This window comes from Methanoregula sp., assembly GCF_028712425.1.
GTDB lineage: Archaea > Halobacteriota > Methanomicrobia > Methanomicrobiales > Methanospirillaceae > Methanoregula.
Genome location: NZ_JAQTQD010000012.1, coordinates 1 through 22,792 on the forward strand (window position 1 = coordinate 1; position 22,792 = coordinate 22,792).

Consider the following 22,792-nt stretch of genomic DNA (forward strand, 5'->3'; position numbering starts at 1 on the left):
GATGCATCCATCTGTGCAAGCGCTGTCTCAACCAGTGCCCGGCTGGAGAGCATCTCGCAGTTGTCCCTTGTGGCAAACAGAAGATCCCACTTCTCCGCATGTCCCCCGGCTGCCGCCGACTCGAGTTTCATGGCCGGCTCACCGTCATAGGTCTTCTCCCGGCAGATCCCGAGCAGGGCCGCTGCAGCGTCGAGCACACGGCCGGTGCTCGTGGTCTGCGTCACATTAAAGCCCGATGCAATCTGTTTTTGGAGCACACCCCGTTCGATGTCCGACCATCCCCGGGATGCAAGGAGAGCCCCGATCCGCTTGTCCGGCAGGATGCCGTAGAGCATCCGCTCCGGGAACTTTGTTGCAAGGTCGCCACCCGGCATGGGAACCGGTTCGAGGTGGGCGACCCTCCGCAAATCCGGCACCTGCCCGGCAAAGATCTCGCTGCCCCAGACCGTCCCGTCATCCCCGTATCCAACGCCATCGATGGCGATACCGATGCAGGGCTCCGTGGTTGTTGCCGCGATATGGGCCCGGTGGTGCTGGACGGGGACCAGTTCCAGGCCGTGCTCGGAGGCGATCTCGCGTGCGAACCGGGTGGAAAGAAACTGCGGGTGGAGGTCATGGGCGATCACGTCGAACTTCGCCCCGAGGATCCGCTGGAGGTTTTTGACCGTCTCCTCAAGGTATTCGAGCGTTGCCGGGTTCCGAACATTTCCCACGTGTGGAGATGTGACGGCAAAGCCATCCTTGTAGATCGTTGCATTAGCGTTCAGCTCGGGGCCGACGCCAAGGATGCAGTGTTTCCCGAGATCGATTGCCGTCCGTTTCGGTGCAATCCCGCGGGAGAGCCGGATGATGTACCCGTCCCGCACCACCGAATCGTCGCACCGGTTCACGATCTGCCGGTTGTGGGTTAAGAAGAAATCAGCATCCCGGCAGAGTTTTGCCATCGCAGTGTCGATCTCCGTGATCATCGGGTAGCCCGGCATATTTGCGCTCGTCATGATCAGGAGCGGGTGTTTCAGCTGGGAGAAGAGGAGGTGGTGGAGACCGGTGTAGGGGAGCATGCAGCCGATGGTATGCAGGTTGCTGATCCCGGCATGGGCGTCCGGGTCGCGCTTCTCCAGCACCGCTATGGGGTGGACCGGGTTTTCCATGAGGGCCCGGTTTTCCGGTGATACGATGGCGAGCCGGTCGAGATAATCCGGCCGGACCATGACGGCGAATGGCTGCTCGATCCGCCCGAGCCGGTGCTTGAGCGTTCCTGCTGATTCCTCCACGCAGGCAAGATGGAACCCGCCGATCCCCCGGATCGCGAGGATGAATCCCGCGTCAAGGAGGCCGGATGCCTCCTTTACCGGGTCTGAACATGCGACTTTGTAGCCGAGCTTGTCGGAAAGTGTGAGTTCCGGCCCGCAGGAGGCGCATGCAATCGTCTGCGCATGGTGGCGCCGGGAGTGTGGGTCATGGTATTCCGCTGCGCAGGTAGGGCACATAGGGAACTCCGCCATCGAGGTCCGCTCGCGGTCATAGGGGATCTCCTTAATGATGCTGTACCGGGGCCCGCAGTTCACGCAGGAGGTGGCCCAGTAGTTATGGTACCGTCCCCCGCTCTGGAAAATATCTGAAATGCATTCGTCGCAGATCGCGATATCGGGAGGGATCATGCCGGAGAAGGAACCCGAACCGCTCTTCAGGATCACGAACCCTTCTGCAATCGGGGCAGTTGTCCCGGTACATTCAACGGAGTCGATCCGGGAGAGCGGGGGACCCCGGGAAACGGCAGAGAGAAATGCGTCGAACTTCTCCGGCTTGCCGCGGGCAACAATCTCCACCTCGCTTCCGAGGTTCTTGACCGTGCCGGAAATCCCCCGCCTGAGCGCCTGTGCATACACGAACGGGCGGAACCCGACACCCTGCACAATTCCCCTGACCGTGATCCTGCCCGATTTCTGCATGGTCATGCCGCAAAAATTTATTGATGCTCGCGGGGATATATGTATAGGGTTTTCACCGTGCCGGGACATATTCGCATCGTTAACGATCCAGTAGAGCTGGTCCCTCTCCTGATGACATTCAACGACCCCAGTTTCAAGAAAGTCTACGAACTCTTAAACAAGTCGTGGATGACCGAGAATGAGATCCGGTCACACATCGACGAAGACTCCGTCCCGCTCTGCCTCCAGATCTTAAAGAAAGGTAACCTTGTCGAGGAGCAGTGGCGGATGCCAAAGCCTGGCAAGAAGCCCGAGAAGGAATTCCGTGCAACCTACAACAAGTTCCGGGCAAACTTCCAGTGCAACCTCTCCGATCTCTCTGATATCCTGTACATCGCGCTCTCCAACGACGAGAACCTGCGGGCGGTAGTGGAGAATATCGAGGAGGAACTGAACAAGGGCAACAGTTCCATCAACGACCTTTCCCGGAAATTCAGTGTCAGTCCGGTATTCATCAAGGGCCTTGCCAAACGGATCACGCATATGGACGTGAAGGGACAGGGGCTGGTGCTGCTTGACACCGGGCGTTAAGGACCCCCTCTATTCTATCCTACGGAGCAAGCGCGAGGTCTCGCGCCTCCAGATCCTTGTCGAGATCGCCGAGCACCAGCCGGCCGTGCGCCAGCAGGAGATTGCCGGGAAGCTGGGCGTGACCCCGCAGGCGATCTCCGAGTACATCCGCGAGCTCGTGGACGAAGGCATGGTATCGGCAAGCGGCAGGGGCAATTACGAGGTCACGAAATCGGGTATCGAGTGGGTCCTCGCCAACGCCGAGTCACTTGAGTCCTATGCCCGGCACATCCGGCGCGACATCATCCAGCAGGTCTCGGTCTGGACCGCAATCGCGGCCGAGAACGTAAAGGCCGGCGACGAAGTCGGCGTGTACATGAAGGACGGCTTTCTCTATGCCGCAAAGAAGCCTTCGGCGGCAACCGGGTCGGCAATCGCGGATGCAAAGAAGGACGAAGACGTCGGGATCGCACGGCTGAATGGGATCATAGACCACCACGAAGGCGTTGTCCATGTCTGCAAGGTGCCCCGGATCCAGCACGGGGGCTCGCGGAAGGTGAAGCGCGACAAGCTCCTGGACGTTATCGGAAAAGCCGGTTTTGTCGGTGCGGTCGGCCTCGAGGCGTTCATCGCCCTGAATGCAACCGACAGGAAGCCGGACATGTTTTTTGGCGCACGGGAGGGCGTGATCGAGGCTGCGTTCCACGGGATCGACTGCACTATCGTGGTCGTGGACGAGGAGTTCACGGATTTTCTGAAGCGGCTGGAAGGCGTGGGGCTCTTGTACGTGATCCACGACCTGATCGCCCCGTGAACCGGCCATGAAGATTATTATCCAGCCCCAGAAAGGCGACAGTTACAAGCTGCTCTTTTACGACGGCAGGAACGTGCGTGGCGCCGGGTACGTCGACCTGCAGGACACCCCGCGCGGCCCCCGGCCCACCAGGTACCGCGTGAAGTGGGGGACAAAAAAGGAGTACCGGCATACGCCCTCAAAGGACCTTGTCGCGAATCTGCGCGAAGCGGATATCCTGCTCGTGAAGCGCGACCACCGCTTCGAGACATTCCTTGCCGATTTCCAGATGAAGTCCGGCACGGTCGATGCCTGCCGGATGTGCCTCCTTGACGAGAAGTTCACGCAGCTCGATGCCAACAACACCGTCCAGTTCGGGAAGAACGAGAAGATCTGCCTGGACTGCGGCAGGCGCGAGCTCCGGCGCGAGGTCGCCCACCTGGGCCGGCTTGGCCGGGATGGGGTCAAGCACCTTGAGAGCCTTCTCATCCAGTTCCGGAACCTGGACCGGGTGCTTGCAACGCTAAACCCTGAGAAGATGACAATGGGTGCGGCGCTCTTCGACAAACTCGAGGCCCACCCGGTGATGACGACCGCCCCGCTCAACGAGCTCCCCCTCCCCCGGCAGTTCATGGATGCCTGCGGGGTGAAACAGCTGATGCCAGCCCAGCAGCTTGCTGTCGAGGCAGGGCTGCTCTATGGAAAGGACCTGCTGGTGGTGGCGGCGACGGCGAGCGGGAAGACCTTCATCGGTGAAATGGCCGGGCTGAAGAACTATCTCGAAGGCCGGGGCAGGACGCTCTTTTTAGTCCCGCTCGTGGCCCTCGCGAACCAGAAGTACGAGCGGTTCACGCAGCGGTACGCGAAATTTGCGAAGACCGGGCTTCTGACCGGTGTGAGCCGGCTGAACCTTCCCGAGACAAGAAAAGTCGGGGACCGGAACCCGCAGGCCCCGATCATCGTCGGGACCTACGAGGGCGTGGACAACATGATCCGGCGCGGGGAGAAGATGAAGAACATCGCAACCGTCGTGATCGACGAAGTGCAGATGCTCGAGGACCCCGAACGGGGCCACCGCCTCGACGGCATGATCGCCCGGCTGAAGTACCTCTGCCCGCAGGCCCAGTACCTCTACCTCTCGGCAACCATCGGGTCCCCGAAGATTCTGGCAAAGAAGCTGGACTGCAAGCTCGTCCAGTACGCGGAACGTCCGGTGGGGCTCGAACGCTACCTCCTCTTCGTCGAGCGCAAGCAGAAGATCCCGACCATCAAGCAGATGACAACCGAGGAATACAAGCGTACGTCCTCGAAAGGCTACCGGGGCCAGACCATCATCTTCACGAATGCGCGGGCCCGCTGCCACACCATCGCTGACGCCCTTGGCATGCGGGCGGCGGCCTACCATGCCGGCCTGAGCACACAGGAGCGTCGGGATGTCGAGACCCGGTTCCTGCAGGGAAAACTGATGGCCGTAGTCACGACAGCAGCGCTCGGGGCCGGTGTCGATTTCCCGGCCTCGCAGGTGATCTTCGATGCCCTTGCCATGGGTCGCGACTGGCTCTCTGTGCAGGAATTCAACCAGATGGCCGGGCGGGCAGGGCGGCCGGATTTCCATGATCTCGGCCGTGTTGTTATCCTGGCAGAACCCGGCGGGAGTTACTCAAGGGAGAGCCCCTGGACGGAAGAGGAAGTGGCAATCCGCCTCCTGAAAGGGGAGATGGAGGAGGTTGCCCCCGAGCATGACTTCGAGCAGAGCTCCGAGGAGTACGTGGCAAACGCGGTTGCCTGCGGGGGCGAAGAGGCCGATCTCAACCGGATCAACAGCATGATGGTCGGGAGCATGGAGCCCGTGCTGCCGGACCTCATCGCCAACCGGCTTGTCGAGAAGCATGGCACAAAGCTCGTGATGACGCCGCTTGCCCGCGTCATGGCCGAGCACTTCATCGGCATGGAGCGGTTGCTTGAGATCGTCCGGCTGACAAAGACTATGGACGACCCGGTGGAGATCATCGCGGAGCTGGAGAGCGGCGAGCTGGAGAAGGAGGTAAAGCCCGATCCCGGCAAGGTGAAGGAACCAAAAAAGGAGAAGCCGCAGAGGGGACAGCACGGGCGAAGGCGCCGGTAACAAAGACGGGAATCCCAGGACAACCAGCGCCCATTCCGGCGATCAATCAGCATTATATGGTTGGCCTGCCCAATGGTTTTCCATGACAACCCCAAAGGAGGAGGAACCTGCGATCCAGAAGGATATACAATATCTCACCCGCACCCTGACTCCGGATAATCTTGATGCAGGCATCATGTTTGCTAAGAAACGGGGGATCCGGTCCTGCACCCCGCCGTTCGATGCACAGGAGAGCGGCCCCGGTGTCCGCGAGCGGTTAAAACGCGTCCAGCCGCCAAAAGAAGAATGAAAACCTCTTACGCTTTTTTCGACCGGCACACCCAGATATCGTAGATAGGGTCGGCCGGGTTCTCGCTGATCTCCACCGTCCTTCCCATGCCTTCGCCCCATTCGCGGATTATTCGGGCCTCGGGCTCTGTTCCCACCGTGATGAGGGTTTCTTCTGTTACCGCGAAGAGTTCGGAGACGATCTGCTCCCACATCTCCTGCGAGAATGAGTTGATCTCGCCCATCATGATCCCGATCCCGCGGGGGACGGGAGGGGTGAACTGCGAGACGGTCGTAGCATCGATCCACATCGTCTCATCCGGCAGGAGACGCCCGGTCGAGAGGCCGAGCGAGAGGAGCGACGGGTCGTTGTCGAACGAGAGGGGCGTATAGCCAAGGTCACGAAGCACGAGTGAGCCGACACCAGACCCGCAGCAGGCATCGATGCAGGGGGTGCCGTTCCCCCTGCCCCAGATCTTTTCGATCAGGTTCTTCAGGATGCTCCGCCGTCCGGGATTGAGATCTTCGATTGTTGGGGATACCTCTGACCTGAGGGCAAGGCTGAAGTATTCCCTGACAGCCGCAGCCCAGACAGCCCGGTCCTCCTGGTAGATCTCCCCATTTACGTTCTCGAACTTCTCGATTAAGAGGGCTGTCGGGTTCCTGAAGAGGAACGACCCCGTGACCCAGCAGTCGCCGTGCTTAAACGCGAGGGCAAGGGGTTCCTCCTGTTCGTCCAGCAGGAACCGGCCCTCGTCACCCCCCGCAAGGGTCAGGGTATCGTTGTACCGCGGATCGGCGAGGACCGAAAACTGCGGCTCAATAAACACGATATCGTCAACACCCAGGATCTCCGCTGCCTTCATCCTTAGTCCCCCCGCTCGATCCGCATCCCGTGCGGCGCCTCGATAGTCCCGTCAATCTTTGCGTCCTCGTGAAGCACTAGCGACTTCGCCCTGACATCGCCGAGGATACGGGCCCCGCGTTTCACGAACACAGTCGATCCGCTCTCCACGTTGCCATGGACCGTGACGCCGTCCACCACCGTGATCCGGTTCTTTGCCCGGAGGCTGCCGAAGATCACCGTGTCCTGCTGGACATCGATGGACCCTGCCCGGATGTTCCCGTGCAGCCGGCACCCTTTCCCGATCTTCATGGTCGAGGGAACAGAGAAGACCTTCATGTTCAGTTTTGACCGGGCGGGAATCATGAGCGGGACCTCCTGATTCTCCTCATCCTCGTCCGAGAAGAGATCGTCGAGAATACGGTCAAGCTCCTTCTCGTTCTCGATATGGAGGAGGGTCATTAAGTAGATGATGATGAACATGTAGACCGGCATCGGATTCCGTATCGCGATGTCGCCTTTTGCAGAAAACCCGTCAACGATCTCGACCTTTTCGCCGATGTCAAGCGCCCCGTTCACCTCCAGTTTCCCGAAGATCTTCACGCCCTCGCCGATATAGGCGTCCCGTTTTGCGATAACATCGCTTCCGATCTCGCACCAGTTCCCGATCCGTGTGTCCCGGGCTGCCCAGACATACTCGCGGATCTTCGAGGACTCGCCGACAAAGACGTCGTTGCCCCGGAGCCCGTAGTCGATCTGGCAGGACTCCCCCACCACAATGTCGCGCGAGGTCTTGAGGCTGTGCTCCTGCAGTTCTGTCCCATCGGGGAGGAGGCAGTGCCGGTGCCAGTCTTGTGCGGATCGTTCTTTCATGGGTCTCCGGGAGGGGTTATGCCCCGAACTTGTGCGATTTGTTGATGAGGTCGAGGGCTATTGGTAAAAGGTCAACTCCCCGGATCCGGCCAAGGCCGCCCTTTGCGCAACTGAACTCATCGTACCGGACAACATCGTCCATCCGGACGCCCTCGCCCCGGATCAAAACGGGGACCGGGTCGGCGGAGTGGTCCTTGATGCACGAAGGGGTCGAGTGGTCACCGGTGATAATGATGATCGTGTCCTTAAGGCCCAGCAGGGATTCGAGCAGGGGGTCGACCTTCTCGATGAACGCCTTCTTCTGCTCATGTATCCCGTCATGGCCGGACTCGTCGGCGCCCTTGATGTTCATTAAGACAAAGTCTTTTGTTTCAAGTTCTTTGATCGCAGCTGTAACTTTACCGGCAATGTTGCTGTTCTGCGAGCCGGTGATGCCGGGAACCTCGATATGGGGGAGGCCGACTGCTTTCCCGATCCCGGTGATGAGGCTCGCCGCCGAGATGACCGATCCCGACAGTTCGTATTTTTTCTGGAAGGGCTCGAAGTCCCCCATCTCCCCGGCGCCCCGCATCAGGACGATGTTTGCCGGGGCGAGGCCCTGTTCTGCCCGCGCCTGGTTGATGGGGTGGTCGAAGAGGATCTTCGTGGACTGTTTGACGAATTCGTTGCAGATCGCTGCAGTCCTGTCTTCCTTCTTCCCCTTGCGGAGTGGTGTGATTTTCAGGGGAGCGACGCCTTCCTTCTTCGGGTCATTGGAGGAGACACAGTGGGAGAGACCTTCGCCTTCGAGAGCAAGGGCAGCCCGGTGACCGGCCCCGGACCGGAACGTAACCCTGACACCGAACTTCAGGAGATCAATGCCCTCCTGGATGGCTTTGCTGAGCGCTTCCGTGTCGTGAATGCGCCCCGCACGCCGATCAATGACCATCCCTTCGGGAGAAAGGGTCGCGTAATTGCACCGGAAGCCGATCATTCCCGCCTTCATGTCGATGCCGGTGCCGACGCATTCGAGCGGGCCCCGGCCAGTGTAATATTTGTACGGGTCATAGCCGAGCAGGGCGAGGTGGGCGGTGTCGGAGCCCGGGCGGATGCCGGGGGCAATTGTGTCCATGATCCCGCAGATCCCTTCGGCAGCGAGCTTGTCGAGGACGGGCTTTTTCGCCATGGAGAGCGGAGTCCCGCCCCGGAGCGCCGGGCAGGGGCGGTCGGAGATGCCGTCAAGGACGATGAAGAGGATTTTCTTCGCGGTCATTCTTGTGCAATGGTTGGGCGGGAGGGGTAATATGGTTTCTTCCCTCTGGAAGAATATCCTGATGCCATCCGCCAAAAATTTTCAATCGTCCCCGGGACCCTGCTTGTTATTTCAGCGGCTCCTGGTTGATCGGCCGGCTCCCTCACTACAGACACGCAGAAAAATTGTATGTTGTTCAATAGTTATGTAAGTTCAATACCCTGTGATCGCCTCGTTACCTGACACCATTTTATTGCGATTGAAAATGGTCTGGCAGGGTGTGGCCCGTATTCACGGTCACACCGGTACACGGTACAGCATGCATAGTACGGATCAGGCTGATCGTTCAGCGTCCGGCACGATGGCCGAGAGGATGACCGCGATGACCGCAAGGACGAGCCCGGCTCCTACGGTAACTTGGAACCCGTACACGAGTGTTGCGCAGCTGATACTGGCAAAGTCCACAACGGCTCCGGCTTCCCTTGTGGCGAGCGTGAAGATCGCGGCATAGGATGCCGTCCCGAGCATGCCGGCGAAATAGACGATGGTCATCACGATGGAGGACGCGGTACTCTCCTCGCCCCTGGGTGCCTTCTCGATGATCCTGGTTGACGCAGGCGCGGAACCGATCCCGAACGCAAGCCCCATCAGGATGAAGCCGAACAGGAGCGGCACAATGCCGTATTCGGGGGAGACGACCGTGAAATACGCGCTGTACACGGCAACAATGGCACAGGCGATGATGGCGAACGGCCGGCGGCGCCCGGTCTTGTCCGACCATCTCCCGAACGGGACACTGGTGATGGCGATGACGGCCGGGGGGACCAGCAGGAGGAGACCGCAGGTCATGAGGTCGAACTGCATGCCGCTTGTGAGATAGAACGGCAGCAGGTACAGGATGCCCGTGAAGACGATGTTGATTAGCAGGAACGCTGCAAGGACTGCCGAGAACTGCCAGGATGCAAAGATCCGGATGTTCAGGAACGGGTCCTTTGTTGTCAGTTGCCGGGCAACGAACAGGGCCGTGCAGACCAGGGCGAGCATCACGTAGGTAAGGATCCCCGAATCCGCTGCGCCCCGGGCAGGCAGTTCCTCAAGAGAGAAGACCCAGAAGACCATGCTGGCAAAGAGCAGGATGGCGCCCGGGTAATCGAACGATGCCGCGCCACGTCCCCGGTCCGCTTCATCGGCCGGAATCACCCGTGACGCGAAGAGGACGCCCACGATCCCGATAGGGATGTTGATTAAGAAGATCCAGTGCCACGAGAGGTACTGGGTGATCACCCCGCCGATTGCCGGTCCGACAGCAAACCCGATCGAAGCGGCTGCGGCGATAACCCCGAATGCAGTCCCGAGCATATCCTTTGGGAGGTAGCGGATGCAGAGCAGCGGGGCCACAGCAGCGATCATCGCAGCTCCTGTACCCTGCAGGGCCCGTGCGCCAAGCAGGACCTCAAACGACGGGGCAACCCCGCAGACTGTCGAGCCGATCGTGAAGACCGCAAACCCGGCGAGGAAGAGAAATTTCGCACGTCCCTGGTCTGCGATCTTCCCGAAGACCAGGAGGAGCCCCGCCATCATCAGCAGGTAGGTGATGATCACCCACGCGATCGTCCCGGTATCCGTGTCGAAGTACGTGGCCATGGTCGGGAGAGCGACGTTCACGATCGAGCCGTCCACTCCGTCCATCACAACGCCGAGGGATACTGCACCGAGCAGGAGTTTCTGCCGGACGGGATCGGTGATGATGTAGGACATGAGACTATTTTGTTGGACGGGAAATCTCATTAAGATTCGTTGTGCCGGAGCAAGGGGTACCTGGCCAGCCCTGAGCGTAGCCGGCCTCGAATTCCAGAAAAAGAGAATAATATTATGAGGTGTCGACCGGTGCTGCGACCGGCTCGACCTTGGACTTGATAACCTCAACCCGGCGGGTCGGGTAGATGGTCTTGACAGCCTTGAAGAGATCGCGGGAGATCTCGCCCGAGACGATGCCTGTGAGGAGCGTGGTTAAGTCCCATGCGCCTGCCTGTGCGGCAATGCCCTTCATGATCTCGCCGCGGATCGCGTGCTCCTGCGAGAGGTTGGCACGGGCGAATGTGTACGTGCAGACAGTAAGGCGGACCTTTTTGCCATCCTTTGTGGTGATCGGCACGATGGTGTCGATGCGGGAGCTCCGGCGCTTGACGAGCGAGCGGAGGTAGTCACGGGTCACCTCGTGGCCCACGAACTCGGTGTATGCCGAGTCGCCGGTCACGGTGTTGATCTTGAAGCTCATCTTCATGTGCTGCTTGGCGTAGTCGTTTGTGATCTCGCCGAGCGTTGCGTGCATGATGCGGCCGACAACGCTGTCGGCATCGTTCGCAATGGTGTCGCCGATGTACGCCTTGCCGAGGTTGTCGGGGGTGTGCACCTTGAACCAGCTCTTGGCCTTCCAGCCTTCAACTCTTCTTCCTACCTGTTTCTTCTTTGCCATAGTATCACCTGTCGGATTTCGCGGTGAGAGAACATGCGTCCTCTGCCACTGCCAGGTTCATCAGATAATCGTCCACGGATGCAATGACCGAACGGAGTTGTGTGCCCGTGATCGTGGTCACGACCCGGCTTTCTTCCGCCCGTGTCTCCATGCTGCGTAAGTTGTCGGGCGTGAGCGCCGCGGCAACGCAGGCTGCGTTGCTGTGCAGGGTCGTGATAGTTCCTTCGACCTGCATCATGCTGCAACCGCCTCCCGCCATCCTTGTGCAAACTCCGAGATCTTGTCGCAGGGGATGGTTGCCCCTGCCCGGAGCGTATGCCCGCCGCCATTCCCGCCGCAGGCTTCCGCAATGGCCCGGACCTTCGGCCCGAGTTCAACGGTGCATCCCGCGGGATTGCGTGCGGAGATCCTGCACAGGCTGCCGCCCGAGGTCTTTGCAAAGACGAGCACCGGGCAGGTTGCGGGGATATCGCGACAGAGGATGTCAGCAACATCGCTTGCAACGCTCGTGTCCTTCACCTCGAATACCCCTGCGATCCCCTCGTACGGGCTCGCGGACTTCACGGCATCGATGATGCGGACGCGGTGCTGCCGTGCAATCTCCCATGCACGGTCGATGTCGTGCGAGGAGCGCAGGCAGAGCGAAGCGCCGATGTCCCCGTTGCCGGTCTTGCCGCAGGCATCGATGACCGCGGTGAGGGCATGGGCGTCCTCAATCACCTCGCGCTGGAGATGGTACGTGTCGCCCCAGATGCTCTCGAGACCGGCAAGGGTGGCCTTCGGTGCCGCTTCGAGCACCACGCGGGAGACCAGCGTGTCGAGCCGGAGCGGCTCGTCGCCCTTGGTCATATCCCGGGACTCATCGATCATGTCAGCGATGAGCTGCTCTGCGCCGCTGATCCCGTCGAGATAGGGGTGCGTTGCGGTATACCAGCGCTCGACCATGTCCCGGCCCGGGAGCAGTAAGCCCCGGTCCGGCACAATGATCCCGTTCGAGATCGCTTCATTGAAGATCGCAAGGTTCCTGCCCCGGATCTCCTGCCCGTCCCCGATGATGCCGGGGATAACGAGGCCGGCAAGGTCGCGGTTGTCGCCCATCTGCTGGGCAACAATGTACGCGGTCCCTGCTGCTGAAAGCTCGCGGTCGCCGTCAATATTGGCAAGGCGCGGGTTGGCATGGAATTCCCCGGTAAAGAGCGGGAGGTGGTGGTCCACCACCATCGTCGCTTTCGGGAGGTCTGCTATGCCTGCGCCGATATCGCAGAGGAGGTATGCACTTTCAGCGGTGATGTCCGCTGCTGTTACGTCCTGTCGCACCCGGAGCCGGAACCGTATACCGGCACGGAGCATCGCGTGGCAGAGGATGGAAGCGGCTGCAATGCCGTCTGCGTCATGGTGCGCGAGCACCTCGACGAACTCCTGCCTGCGGATCTGTGCTGCAACGGTTGCAGCCTGGGATTCAAGCGACACGGACATGGTGGACGAACTCCTGATGGATTACCTGGAGAGGAGGATCTCGGCGTTCTCCGGCTTGTAGACCCAGCCGGCGGGCAGTTTCTTGCTCGACGTGTAGTACTTCACGAGACGGCGAATCTTGGACTCGACCAGCTGGAGCTGGCGCTTGTTGTGCAGGTCACGCTTATTCTCGCCAAGGTGTTTCCTCATGCCAAGAGCCTTGCTCATCAGGTCGCGGAGGTCCTCGGGGATCTCTGTTGCGACCTTGTTCTCGCGGAGAATGGTCCCGATCCGCTTGCCGGTTGCCAGCTTTACGTCGGGTACGCCGTGCCGGTCCCTCAGGACCAGGCCGATCTTTGCGCTCGATACGCCTTCCTTCCGGAGGTCCAGGATGATCTTGGTGATCGCCGCGGGGTCAGCAGTTGACCAGGCGGGCGCCTGTTTCCGGTAGGGGCGGACAGAGCATGACTTGCCCCTTCTGCGGGCGTGCATTCGTGCCATGGTGTAGCCTCCTTGAATAGACGAACGTAAGTCCAGAAAAGTGCAGTGCAGGTTCTGCTACTGACTCTCTGTAATCCCAAAGCCATGTTCAGGCAGTGCGGTGGTCGCACGTCGGACTTACATCTGTCAGCACATTGAACAGTGCTGGCTTACTATTGGCGGGGAGGGGTAATAAAAGGAACGGGAGAAAATCCTGTAGCCTCACACAATCAGTAGGCACTGTTTGCCCTTCCGGATTCCGGATCAGTCTGGGGCGTGTCTGCCCGTAAGTCTCACCACGTATGGCACACAACCTCCCGCTATCCAGCAGAGGAATACCATGAAGAGCCGGATATCGAGATCGTCAGCTCGGCGCGGCTTCCGGCCATGAACCTGCGGGGAAATCTGAAATAATCTGTGTCTGATCGATGAAAAAAGAGTGAGGATTATACCACGGTGATGGTTACCGCATCTGAGGTGACCTTGCCGGTGTTACCATCGGCACCGGTGAACGTTGCGGTTATTGCACCAAGGGTATATTTCCCCGGTTTATCTGCGGTAATCTGGTAGGTCGTGATGAAGGGAGCTTCCGGGCCAAGCTCAGTAAGCGTCCCCGTGGCCGTGGAGCCGGTCAGACCTGATGGATGAGCCGGATCATCGAACTTGACATCGGTGACCGTGTCTCTCGTATCATTTTTCAGGGTAACGTTAACAATCACATTTTCCCCGACACTTGTCCTTGTGGTTGAGACGGTCTTGGTGATCCAGATAATACTGGAATCTTTTCCCTCATCTCCATGGGATGCCAATACCGGTTGAACGGCTTGTGTTATGGTGAGGATTGTGACCGGAAGGGTGGATGCCGTTTCGGTGATCCGGACGATGCCCGTGTCTTGGGTATCCACTGCACCAGAGGTCGATACCGGCTGGACGGGCGATGTTACGGGAAGGGTAGTGGCCGGTATTGCCGTCTGTTGCTCACTGGTGCATCCCGCAACAAAAATTGCAGAGATGATCATGATCGCAAAGAGAGCGGGAAATAATATTTGTCTCATAAAAACGTTCATATGTGCTACATTTTTAATCAGGCTGGATAAGTGTTCCCATTTTATTCCGGACCACTCACGATCAAAACTATTCAGTCGGTCCGGTTATATACTGGAATCAATCCCTGTACAATATTCCTCACCCTTTTTTCCCTTGCAGGAAAATATGGTGGTACGTGATAGACAAGATCCCTCTTGAGATAGAGAGTGAGGAATCGGCAATCAGGTTCCGGGACTGCTTCTCGGTCCTGTACATCCAGTCTGCGGCACTCCTCTGCCGGCTCGGGTACGGGATCGAGCAGGCCGGGCGCCTTGCCCCCCTCACGCGGGAGCGTCCTGTCCGGTCCTGCGCCACTTGCCCGGCGGCACGACAATATCGAACCGTGCCCCGGTACCAAAGGTCCCGGTCTCGGTGATGGTGATGCCCGTGATATGGAGGATCTCCCGGCAGAGGAAGAGCCCGAGGCCGGTGTGGTTGCCGTAGCCCCGCTCAAAAATCTGCTCCTTCTCCTCCGGGCGGATGCCGACGCCATCGTCCTCGCACCGGATCACGAGGCTGCCTTCGTGTTCCTCTGCAGAGAAGCGGACACGGGACAGGCCCGGCCCGCCATACCGGATCGCGTTGTCGATGAGGTTGATGAAGACCTTTTCGAGGAGCGAGTCGGCATAGATCTCGATGTTGGAAAAACCGATCTCCACCGTGACTTTTCCGGTCGGCAGGATGCGGCTTGCCCCGGAGATCACTGCGTTTACGTTATACCAGACCGGGACGCCCGCGCCCACGTCCTCGAAGTCCCGCGTGAAATTGATCTCCCGGTCGATCAGGGCAGCGATCCGCTGCTCCTTTTCGATGAAGTCGCGTGCCGTGTCGTTATCGGCATAATCGCGCGAGAGCTCGAGGTAGGTTGCAAGCGCTGTGAGCTGGTTTAAGATGTCATGGCGGGTGATGGTCGAGATCAGGGTGAGTTTATGGTGGGCGTTTGCCAGGGCATCCTCGGCCTGTTTCCGCTTGGTGAGGTCCCGGGAGATGCCCATGACGCCTTTGATCGTCCCGTGGGTGTCCCGGAGGGGGACAAGGAGCGTGTCCTGCCAGATCTCTCCGGTCGGGAGCGGGAGGCTGCCCTCGATCTTGAAGGGTTCTCCGGTAGCAAGGATCCGGTCCAGCGACTGGCGCTCACCCGTGGGCCCGGGGAAGAGATCGGACCGCGGTCTGCCGACAATTGCGCTCTTCGGCAGGCCGAATGCCTTTGCTGCAAAGTCATTGAGATAGGTGACGGTGTCGTTTCGGTCGATAATGAAGATAATATCCTGCGCGGATTCAGCCAGCATCCGGTATCGCTCCTCGCTCTCTGCCATCTTTTCCCGGGAAGCGGCAAGCTCGGTAAAGACCGGATCGATGGATACGGCAAGCCGGGTAAGTTCGTCGCCCTCCCGGAATACGGTCGTATCCCCTCCTTCTTCGCTGACTCCCCGTTCTTTCACCGACCGGATGATCGTGTTGATCCGCGAGAGGATGATCCGGTCGACAAAGACAAGGATGAAGAGCGTGAGGAAGATACCGGCAACCGTGATATTGGTAAGAAATGTGGCAATCCCGGACAATCCCGTCTGGTAGATACTTCGCGGGCTTGTTACGGCAAGGTAATAGTCTGCCGGCTGCTCCTGGTCGCCGAGCGGGATATATGCGCTCACGAAGTCACTGCCGGATGCCTCCACAGCAACCTGTTTTCCGGCTGCGAATTGTGCTTTTACTCCGGATAAGGTGGCGTTGTTCGCGATCTCTGTTGCAGCAACGATTGAGATGGTGTCACCCGTGCGCTCCGAGAGCTCGGAGAGATAAGCCCCATTGATACGGCGTGAAAGGTGGAGAATACCTGCCGCAGGACCGCCACCATCGTCCATGTGGATGGGGTGGGAGGAAAAAATGACCGGCTCCGGGGAAGTCTCCAATAACCCGTACGTCCCGTTCTGCAAGCTGAGGGTATTCATCGCCATGTTGAACCGTTTCATATCGTTGATGTAGGTGCCGGAAGCGGGTTCGATTATGTGGGCGGTGTGATTGTACTGCATGGAGAAGATGAGGCCGCCGGTCCGGTTGAAGATCAGGACCCGGTCCAGAGGAAAGCGGGAGAAGAAGTCCGCACCCATGTTCTCGGTTATCCACCCCGGGTTCTCACCCTCCATGAAGCGGTAGGTCTCCGACCAGACGGAGTAGTCACGGACTGTCGAAAAACTGTTCTTCAGGTCGGTTTCAATGGCGCTCCGTGCCGTTGCGGCGGCATCCTCCATCTCGATGGTTTCCAGTTTCTTGTAACTTGCCTCCATCGAAATGGCGGAAAAGAGGGCAACCAGCGAAAATGCAAAAACGAGAGCAATCCCGATCCCAAGCAACAGTTTCGTCCTGAGGTCCATCCGGGTATGCTCTCCCCTGCTATCGTTTCCCGGAGCAACCCGGGCTGACTATTGACAGCTATAGATATCCGTGGCGGAATAAATCCCTGACGGTTGCCAATCTTCACCCGGCATTCAGGGCAGTGACGTACTCCGGTACGGACTCCCCCACAGGCGATTGCCCGCTCATCTTCCTCCACCTTTTTACCCTCCGCAGGCAAAACGGATCATTAACGATGGACAGGATCCCGATTGAATCCCCGGACGAGGAATCCGCGATACGCTTTCGCGACTGCTTCTCGGTGCGGTACATCCAGTCGGCGGCAGTGCTCTGCCGGCTCGGGTATGGCATCGAGCAGGAAAAGAAAGGGCAGGACTTCCTCACCGAGGAGCAGGTGATCCGGCACGAGGCGTTCGTGCTCAACGCGATCCTCTCGACGGTTGCGTTCCTTGAGTCCACCATCAACGAGCTGCACGCGGATGCCGCGGATGGTGCTTACTTCTATGCTGAAGAGCAGCACGAGGCGGTCCTCAAAACAATCGCGGACGGGTGGAAGAACGAGAAGAACTTCGACCGTGCCCCCCTCATCACCCGCTACCAGAAGATCCTCGCGATTGCCGGTTCGGCCCCGTTCGATGAAGATGATGCGGCATTTTCAAATGTCCGGCAGTTGATCGAGATCCGCAACTATCTCATGCACTACAAGCGGGAGTGGATCGTTATCGGAGAGGGGAAGCATCCTAAAAAAGCGGAGACCACCAGCGAACGGTTCGGGAGGATTCTTGCGAAAAAATTCGCCATAAACCCGTTTGCTGCAAAAAACCAGCCGTTCTTTCCCGACAAGTGCCTGGGTCACGGGTGCGCGGAATGGGCCATTGTCAACAGCGTCATCTTCACCGATGCATTCTTCCGGAAACTGGGCCTTCCGGCTCCCTACGAAGGTATCCGTGACGAACTTTCAACGCGATAAAAAAAGATATTTTTGGCCGGATCAGCGCCGTCTCTTCTTCTTGTATTTCGTATCGTCAGCCATGGACATCAGGTCGATGATATAGGACCCTTCTTTTCCCACGCTGACAACCCGCTCGTCGGTTTTTGCCATCTTCTCGAGGTTGAGCTCATAGGACCCCGGGGCAACAATCCGGATGGTCTCGACCCGGTCGTACATCTCCACCGGCTTCTTCTCTTTTGGCTCGATGACCTCCAGCACCTCTTCGTGGCTCTCTTCGGCTATCTCATCGATCGACTTCTCTTCGAGCACATCTTTGTGAAGCTCCTCCTCCTTGACATAAAGGAACTTCTTGCCGCCGCAGCTCTCGCACCCTTTCAGGATCTCGGTGGACCCGTCCTTATACTCCCGCCCGCATTTCGTGCACTTGTGCGGCATTCCAGAATCACCCGAAATACTCGATCATGGTCTCGTACAGGTCTTCTACGTTCTTCCCTTCAAGGCCCGAGATGGCGATCACCGGGTGCTGGGGGAAGGCGCTCCGGATCCGGGCCGGCGCCGCGTCCGGGAGGTCGATCTTGTTGGCCACGATGATGACCGGCAGGTCCCGGGCCTCGATGATCCCGATCATCATGATATTGACCTGCATGAACGGGTCGGTGGTGGAGTCGAGCATGTAGATGACCCCGTCGATATCCTCGCGGAGCCAGTGCATTGCCTCGGCAACACCTTCCGTTGCCTCGCGGGCGCGGATGATCGCCTCGTCCTTCTCCATCCCGAACTCGAGGAATTCGTGGTAATCGATCTTTGTCGTGACGCCCGGCGTATCGACAATGTCCATCGTCACCGTGTTGCCGTTGGCGCCGGAGATGATGATGCCCTCCTTTCTCCGCGCCCGCCGTGTCTCGTGCGGGATCTCGCTGACCGGGCCAATCGCGTCCCCGGTCCAGTCGCGGGCAATGCGGTTTGCAAGCGTGGTCTTCCCGGCATTCGGGGGACCGTAGATGCCAATACGGGTCCGCTTCTTCTTGAAGAACCGGTTTAACATACCGGAGAATTTTTTCCTGACTGTCCCAAAGGTCTGAGAAAATATCTTCACTATCCACCTCGACAGGAGAACGATGTGACCGGGAACAGCCCGTACACAGGGATCACCATAGTGTCTCTACTACTGTTTGGACAGGAGGGTTATTAGGTTTCTCGTCCCGGGAGCCTTTCCACCGACGGCAGGATATGCCCGGTATTACTGTGCCGCATCAGGGATTGCAACGGCCAAATTGTATTTATACAAGGGGAAGGGAGTATGCTAATTGTAATCATCAGCAAAAGCACTTCAAGGAGGTGACTCATGAAAAAGACAAACAACACAATCCGGGTGGAGACCCATGTCCCCGTCAGGGAAGTGATGCGGAAGAACCCGATCATGATCGGTATTGAGGCAACCGCGGCAAAGGCCGCGAGGGCCATGTGCACCGAGGAAGTCGGGAGCGTCATCATCCTCAAGAACACGAAGCCGATTGGTATCGTGACCGAGGAGGACCTTGCCTGCAAAGTGGTGGCAAAGGATCAGAAACCCAGCACAGTACGTGTATCCGATATCATGAGCACGCCACTCATTACGGTGAGTGCGGAGAAGACGGTAGTGGACGCTGCCACGATGATGGTGAAGCGGAAGGTCAGGAGGCTTCCCGTTGTCGACAAGGAGGGGAAGGTCATCGGGATCGTAACCGTCCGGGACCTCCTTACCGTATCCAACGAGCTCAACGAGCTCCTCAACGACATCATCGAGATCAACCGTGAGGAGATCGTGGAGCAGGGGATCTGCGCCCACTGCAGCCAGATGTCTGATGATCTGAAGCGGGTGGACAACGTGATGCTCTGCCCCTCCTGCCGGGAGGAGGAAAACCTCAGATGAAAACAGCACAGGATTTCATCGTCGAGATCCCTGTGCTGAAACCGAGCGACCGGATAACAAAGGCACGGCAGATCCTGCGTGATGACCGGTTCCGTGAAGTCTATGTCGTGGATGCAAAGAAAGGCCTCCTCGGGTACATTGACATCACGGACGGCCTGCGGGTGACCGCGACCAAATCGGACGTGACCGTCGAGGGTTTTGTCAGGGATGCCCCCGTCGCAAACCCGGCCGACACGGTTGAACAGGTGGCAGGGATGATGAAACAGTTCCGTACGGACAGCGTCGCGGTTGTCACCGGCAAAAAGCAGGTGGCCGGAGGTGTCCTCCTTGCCGACATCTTCCCGGTCATCATATCGAAAAACAAGCTTCATGGCCCGGTCTCACGGTACATGACAAAGAAGATTGTATCAGCACAACCATCTGACAGTATCCAGAAGGTATACACCCTGATCATGGACAGCGGATTTGCGGCCTTCCCCGTGGTGGAGAAGAAGAAGGTTGTCGGGGTCATCTCCCGGCGCGACCTGATCAGTCATTCCCGTGCACGGTCGGCAATTGCACAGCGCAGCAGCGCGACGGCCGGTGACCTGATGACGCGGGACGTGGTCTCGGTCTCCCCCGCGGAGCCGGTCAGCACCGCTGCGGAACTGCTCGTCATGCGCGATGTCAGCCTCCTGCCGGTTGTTGACAGGGACCAGCTGGTCGGGGTTGTCAACCGCCACGATGTCCTTTCGGCACTTGCATAACGGGAAGGATGTGGCCTGAACATGCTAAAAAACCGGGATGGTTTTCCCCGGAACGTAGAGAATAATTAGATTTTTGGAGGATATGGATGCACCAGAATGGCCGGACCACAAAACAGGGCAACCGGCTCCTGAAGATGCAGGGAAAACTCGACCGCGGGCCGGTGGAGTTCAATTCCCGTATCGCGGAACAGGAAGGAGAGATCATGGCAATCGCGACCCGCGATGTCATATCGCTGCCCCAGACGCAGAGCATCATGGCGGCGGTGGAGCAGATGACGGCATGCGGGTTCCGCCGGCTTCCCGTGACCGATGCAGGCACGAAGCGGCTGCTTGGGATTGTCACGTCAGGTGACATCATCAACTTCCTGGGCGGGGGAGACAAGTACCAGCTGGTCCAGGTGCGGCACAACGGCAACCTGATTGCCGCTGTGAACGAGGCAATCCGCACGATCATGACACCGCAGCCCGCAACGCTCGGGAGCGATGCCCGGATACTCGATGCGGTCGAGGTAATCACCACAAAGAAGATCGGGGGACTGCCGATCGTGGACAAGGGGGGCGTCCTTCTCGGGATTGCAACGGAACGCGATGTCCTGTCGGTGCTTGCTTCGGGGAGGAGCCCGCTGCATGTCGAGGACATCATGAGTTCTTCACTCAGGGTCACTGCCCCGGACTGCCCGATTGCAACGGTGACGCGTGACATGACAAAGCACCGCTTCCGGCGCCTGCCGGTGGTGAGCGACGATGTGCTGTACGGGATCGTGACGGCAACCGACATCATGCGCTACCTCGGGAGCCGGGAAGTGTTCTCGAAGATGGTGACCGGCAATGTCGCCGAAGTGACAGGGCTCCCCGTCAGGAACCTGATTGCCGGGGAACTCTTCACCACAAGCCCGGAGAAGACCATCAACCAGGTGGCACAGGAGATGCTCAAAAAGAACATCGGGGCACTTCCGGTCATCGAGGACTCCCGGCTTGTCGGGCTCGTCACCGAGTTCGACCTGGTACGGGCGTTTTCCGGGGGGTGAAGGCGGTGCTGGCGCGCGATGTAATGACGACCACCGTGTTCGTTGTTGAGCCCAACGCAACGATCGCCCATGCCCGGAACCTGATGGTCCGGCACCGGATCTCCCGCCTGCCCGTGATTGATGCGGGGAACCTTGCCGGCATCATCACCAAGAAGGACATCGCGTACCGCCTCCGGCAGGGCGAACCCGCCTGGCGCCGCCGCCCCCTTGACCGGATACCGGTGGGAGCGCTCATGACTGAAAAGCCCCTTGTTGTCGCACCTGACACCGGTGTACGGGAGATCGCGCGGATCTTCTCAAGAGAGAACATCAGCTGCTTCCCCGTTGTGGATGAAGGTGCGGTGGCGGGGATCGTGACCAAGACCGATCTGATGAAATCCGCCCTTGTCCGGGCCTTGGACTGCCCGGCTAAGGACGTGATGGAGGATGTGGCAACGGTCAGCCGCTACCACTCGCTCGACCATGTGGTCGGCGTGATGAGCGAACGACACGACAAGGTCCTGGTTCTCGACGATGACGGCACCCTTGCGGGGATCATCACCGAGACCAACCTTGCCTTCTACGAAGACGAACCGAAGATCTCGGGTGTGGTTGGAAAAGACATAACGATACGGAGACGCGGGACAGCGGCCGGAAAAGCCGGGCAGACCCTGATGGTCATCCCCCCGGTGGCTGCGGAGGACCTGATGACGAGCCCTGTCATCACGGTTGACGCAAACACCCCTCTTCCGGACGCGATTGCACTGATGGAAAAACACCATGTCAACAGCGTTGTTGTCATGGACAAAAGTACCATTGCTGGGATACTGAAACGCGACGATATCATAAAGGAAGTGGCGAAATGACAAAAGAAGTTTTTATCAAAGACGTAATGGCAAAGCCCACAACCATAGCAAAATCAGCCAAGATAACCGAAGCGCTCGACAAGATGCTGGATGCCGGCCTCGACCCCCTGATCGCGGTCAACAACAATACGGTGGTCGGCACGGTATCGCGCCAGGCGATAGCGGAGAAGCTCGGGAGCAAACAGAACTCCGGTATTGCCCCGACCGCTATCCACGTGGCGAGCGTTGTCAAAGAGGACTTCACGAGCGTCTATCCCGATGAGAGTATCAACGTCCTGATCCCCCTCCTGCAGCAGTACAAGCTGGTGGTGGTTTACGACGCCGATCACAAGCTGATCGGGCAGGTCAGTGCCGGCGACCTCTTAAAGAAGTACCCGCCCGAGAACGGCCTTGATGAAGCCATCGAGAAGGCAGTGACCATCGAAGCGGACGAGCGCGTTGTCCACCTCCGGCGCCGGATGATGGATGACAACATCACCCGGTTCATCGTGACCGAGCACGAGAAGTACACCGGCATCGTCACCGAGACCGATGTTGCAGTTGCGATGCGGGAGTTCCGGAAGCAGGTGGATGGAAACCACCAGGACCACCGGATCCGGAACCTGCTTGTCAAGGACATCATGAGCACCCCCCTCATCTCGGTCGAGAAGACGACGAAGGTTGCCGACGTGGTTGCAACGATGCTCAAAAAGAACATCAGCACGATCCCCGTCATGGAAAAGGGGAAGCTGGCAGGCGTTGTGACGCGGCGCTCGCTTGTGAACGCCCTCTAAAAGCCGGATCTCCCTCCCCTTTTTTTTAAAAGGCATTATGAGGAACAGGTACG

Annotated in this window: 23 protein-coding genes; 10 read left to right on the top strand and 13 right to left on the bottom strand. The window is 58.9% G+C overall.

From position 1 onward, the window contains the following. On the bottom strand, positions 1-1,952 hold a 1,952-nt coding region (gene hypF / locus PHF39_RS07800; RefSeq protein WP_300222836.1), incomplete at its 3' end, for a carbamoyltransferase HypF. 39 nt (positions 1,953-1,991) lie between these two features. Between hypF and PHF39_RS07805 the strand changes: the two genes are divergently transcribed. From PHF39_RS07805 to PHF39_RS07820, 4 genes are all read left to right on the top strand, one after another. Next, complete coding sequence (locus PHF39_RS07805; protein WP_300222613.1) at positions 1,992-2,522, top strand: ArsR family transcriptional regulator; 531 nt, start codon at positions 1,992-1,994, stop codon at positions 2,520-2,522. Continuing rightward, positions 2,506-3,315, top strand: coding sequence for a MarR family transcriptional regulator (locus PHF39_RS07810; RefSeq protein ID WP_300222616.1), 810 nt, complete (start codon positions 2,506-2,508; stop codon positions 3,313-3,315). Before PHF39_RS07805 ends, PHF39_RS07810 begins: the two co-directional genes overlap by 17 nt. A gap of 7 nt (positions 3,316-3,322) precedes the next feature. Continuing rightward, on the top strand, positions 3,323-5,419 hold the full coding sequence (locus tag PHF39_RS07815; protein WP_300222618.1) for a DEAD/DEAH box helicase: 2,097 nt from the start codon (positions 3,323-3,325) through the stop codon (positions 5,417-5,419). Between the two features lie 82 nt (positions 5,420-5,501). Further along, positions 5,502-5,708: a hypothetical protein gene (locus PHF39_RS07820; protein WP_300222621.1), complete on the top strand. Its 207-nt coding sequence runs from the start codon at positions 5,502-5,504 to the stop codon at positions 5,706-5,708. Between the two features lie 7 nt (positions 5,709-5,715). Here PHF39_RS07820 and PHF39_RS07825 read toward each other — a convergent pair whose 3' ends face one another. The 10 genes from PHF39_RS07825 to PHF39_RS07870 form a co-directional block, all read right to left on the bottom strand. Next, complete coding sequence (locus PHF39_RS07825) at positions 5,716-6,552, bottom strand: hypothetical protein (protein WP_300222624.1); 837 nt, start codon at positions 6,550-6,552, stop codon at positions 5,716-5,718. 2 nt (positions 6,553-6,554) lie between these two features. Continuing rightward, positions 6,555-7,403, bottom strand: coding sequence for a polymer-forming cytoskeletal protein (locus PHF39_RS07830; protein WP_300222627.1), 849 nt, complete (start codon positions 7,401-7,403; stop codon positions 6,555-6,557). A gap of 16 nt (positions 7,404-7,419) precedes the next feature. Next, a complete protein-coding gene (locus tag PHF39_RS07835) occupies positions 7,420-8,655 on the bottom strand; it encodes a 2,3-bisphosphoglycerate-independent phosphoglycerate mutase (RefSeq protein ID WP_300222629.1) in 1,236 nt (411 codons plus the stop codon). A 312-nt stretch (positions 8,656-8,967) separates the two neighbouring features. Then, complete coding sequence (locus PHF39_RS07840) at positions 8,968-10,392, bottom strand: MFS transporter (protein ID WP_300222631.1); 1,425 nt, start codon at positions 10,390-10,392, stop codon at positions 8,968-8,970. A 112-nt stretch (positions 10,393-10,504) separates the two neighbouring features. Next, a complete protein-coding gene (locus PHF39_RS07845) occupies positions 10,505-11,110 on the bottom strand; it encodes a 30S ribosomal protein S3ae (RefSeq protein WP_300222633.1) in 606 nt (201 codons plus the stop codon). Positions 11,111-11,114: 4 nt separating this feature from the next. Further along, positions 11,115-11,348, bottom strand: coding sequence for a KEOPS complex subunit Pcc1 (locus PHF39_RS07850; RefSeq protein WP_300222636.1), 234 nt, complete (start codon positions 11,346-11,348; stop codon positions 11,115-11,117). Beyond that, on the bottom strand, positions 11,345-12,586 hold the full coding sequence (locus tag PHF39_RS07855) for a DHHA1 domain-containing protein (RefSeq protein WP_300222639.1): 1,242 nt from the start codon (positions 12,584-12,586) through the stop codon (positions 11,345-11,347). The genes PHF39_RS07850 and PHF39_RS07855 overlap by 4 nt, the downstream gene beginning before the upstream one ends. 21 nt (positions 12,587-12,607) lie before the next feature. Further along, complete coding sequence (locus PHF39_RS07860; RefSeq protein ID WP_300222642.1) at positions 12,608-13,066, bottom strand: 30S ribosomal protein S15; 459 nt, start codon at positions 13,064-13,066, stop codon at positions 12,608-12,610. Positions 13,067-13,491: 425 nt separating this feature from the next. Then, positions 13,492-14,064, bottom strand: coding sequence for a BatD family protein (locus PHF39_RS07865; RefSeq protein WP_300222646.1), 573 nt, complete (start codon positions 14,062-14,064; stop codon positions 13,492-13,494). 348 nt (positions 14,065-14,412) lie between these two features. Next, the gene (locus PHF39_RS07870; RefSeq protein WP_300222649.1) at positions 14,413-16,503 is read right to left on the bottom strand and encodes a CHASE4 domain-containing protein; all 2,091 of its coding nucleotides are present in this window, start codon (positions 16,501-16,503) and stop codon (positions 14,413-14,415) included. 215 nt (positions 16,504-16,718) lie between these two features. Between PHF39_RS07870 and PHF39_RS07875 the strand changes: the two genes are divergently transcribed. Beyond that, a complete protein-coding gene (locus tag PHF39_RS07875) occupies positions 16,719-17,453 on the top strand; it encodes a hypothetical protein (protein ID WP_300222652.1) in 735 nt (244 codons plus the stop codon). A gap of 21 nt (positions 17,454-17,474) precedes the next feature. On the opposite strand, the gene PHF39_RS07880 is transcribed toward PHF39_RS07875, so the two are convergent. Together PHF39_RS07880 and PHF39_RS07885 are read right to left on the bottom strand one after the other, a co-directional pair. Next, a complete protein-coding gene (locus tag PHF39_RS07880; protein WP_300222655.1) occupies positions 17,475-17,870 on the bottom strand; it encodes a Zn-ribbon domain-containing protein in 396 nt (131 codons plus the stop codon). A gap of 7 nt (positions 17,871-17,877) precedes the next feature. After that, entirely contained in the window at positions 17,878-18,480 is a 603-nt protein-coding gene (locus tag PHF39_RS07885) for an Era-like GTP-binding protein (protein ID WP_300222838.1), read from the bottom strand. A gap of 300 nt (positions 18,481-18,780) precedes the next feature. Here PHF39_RS07885 and PHF39_RS07890 point away from each other — a divergent pair, with 300 nt between their 5' ends. From PHF39_RS07890 to PHF39_RS07910, 5 genes are all read left to right on the top strand, one after another. Next, positions 18,781-19,347, top strand: a complete 567-nt coding sequence (locus tag PHF39_RS07890; RefSeq protein ID WP_300222658.1) for a CBS domain-containing protein — start codon at positions 18,781-18,783, stop codon at positions 19,345-19,347. Further along, on the top strand, positions 19,344-20,093 hold the full coding sequence (locus PHF39_RS07895; protein ID WP_300222661.1) for a CBS domain-containing protein: 750 nt from the start codon (positions 19,344-19,346) through the stop codon (positions 20,091-20,093). Before PHF39_RS07890 ends, PHF39_RS07895 begins: the two co-directional genes overlap by 4 nt. Before the next feature lie 86 nt (positions 20,094-20,179). After that, entirely contained in the window at positions 20,180-21,121 is a 942-nt protein-coding gene (locus PHF39_RS07900) for a CBS domain-containing protein (protein WP_300222665.1), read from the top strand. 5 nt (positions 21,122-21,126) lie between these two features. Next, the gene (locus PHF39_RS07905) at positions 21,127-21,966 is read left to right on the top strand and encodes a CBS domain-containing protein (RefSeq protein ID WP_366144209.1); all 840 of its coding nucleotides are present in this window, start codon (positions 21,127-21,129) and stop codon (positions 21,964-21,966) included. Then, a complete protein-coding gene (locus PHF39_RS07910) occupies positions 21,963-22,739 on the top strand; it encodes a CBS domain-containing protein (RefSeq protein WP_300222671.1) in 777 nt (258 codons plus the stop codon). The genes PHF39_RS07905 and PHF39_RS07910 overlap by 4 nt, the downstream gene beginning before the upstream one ends. Positions 22,740-22,792: the final 53 nt, after the last annotated feature.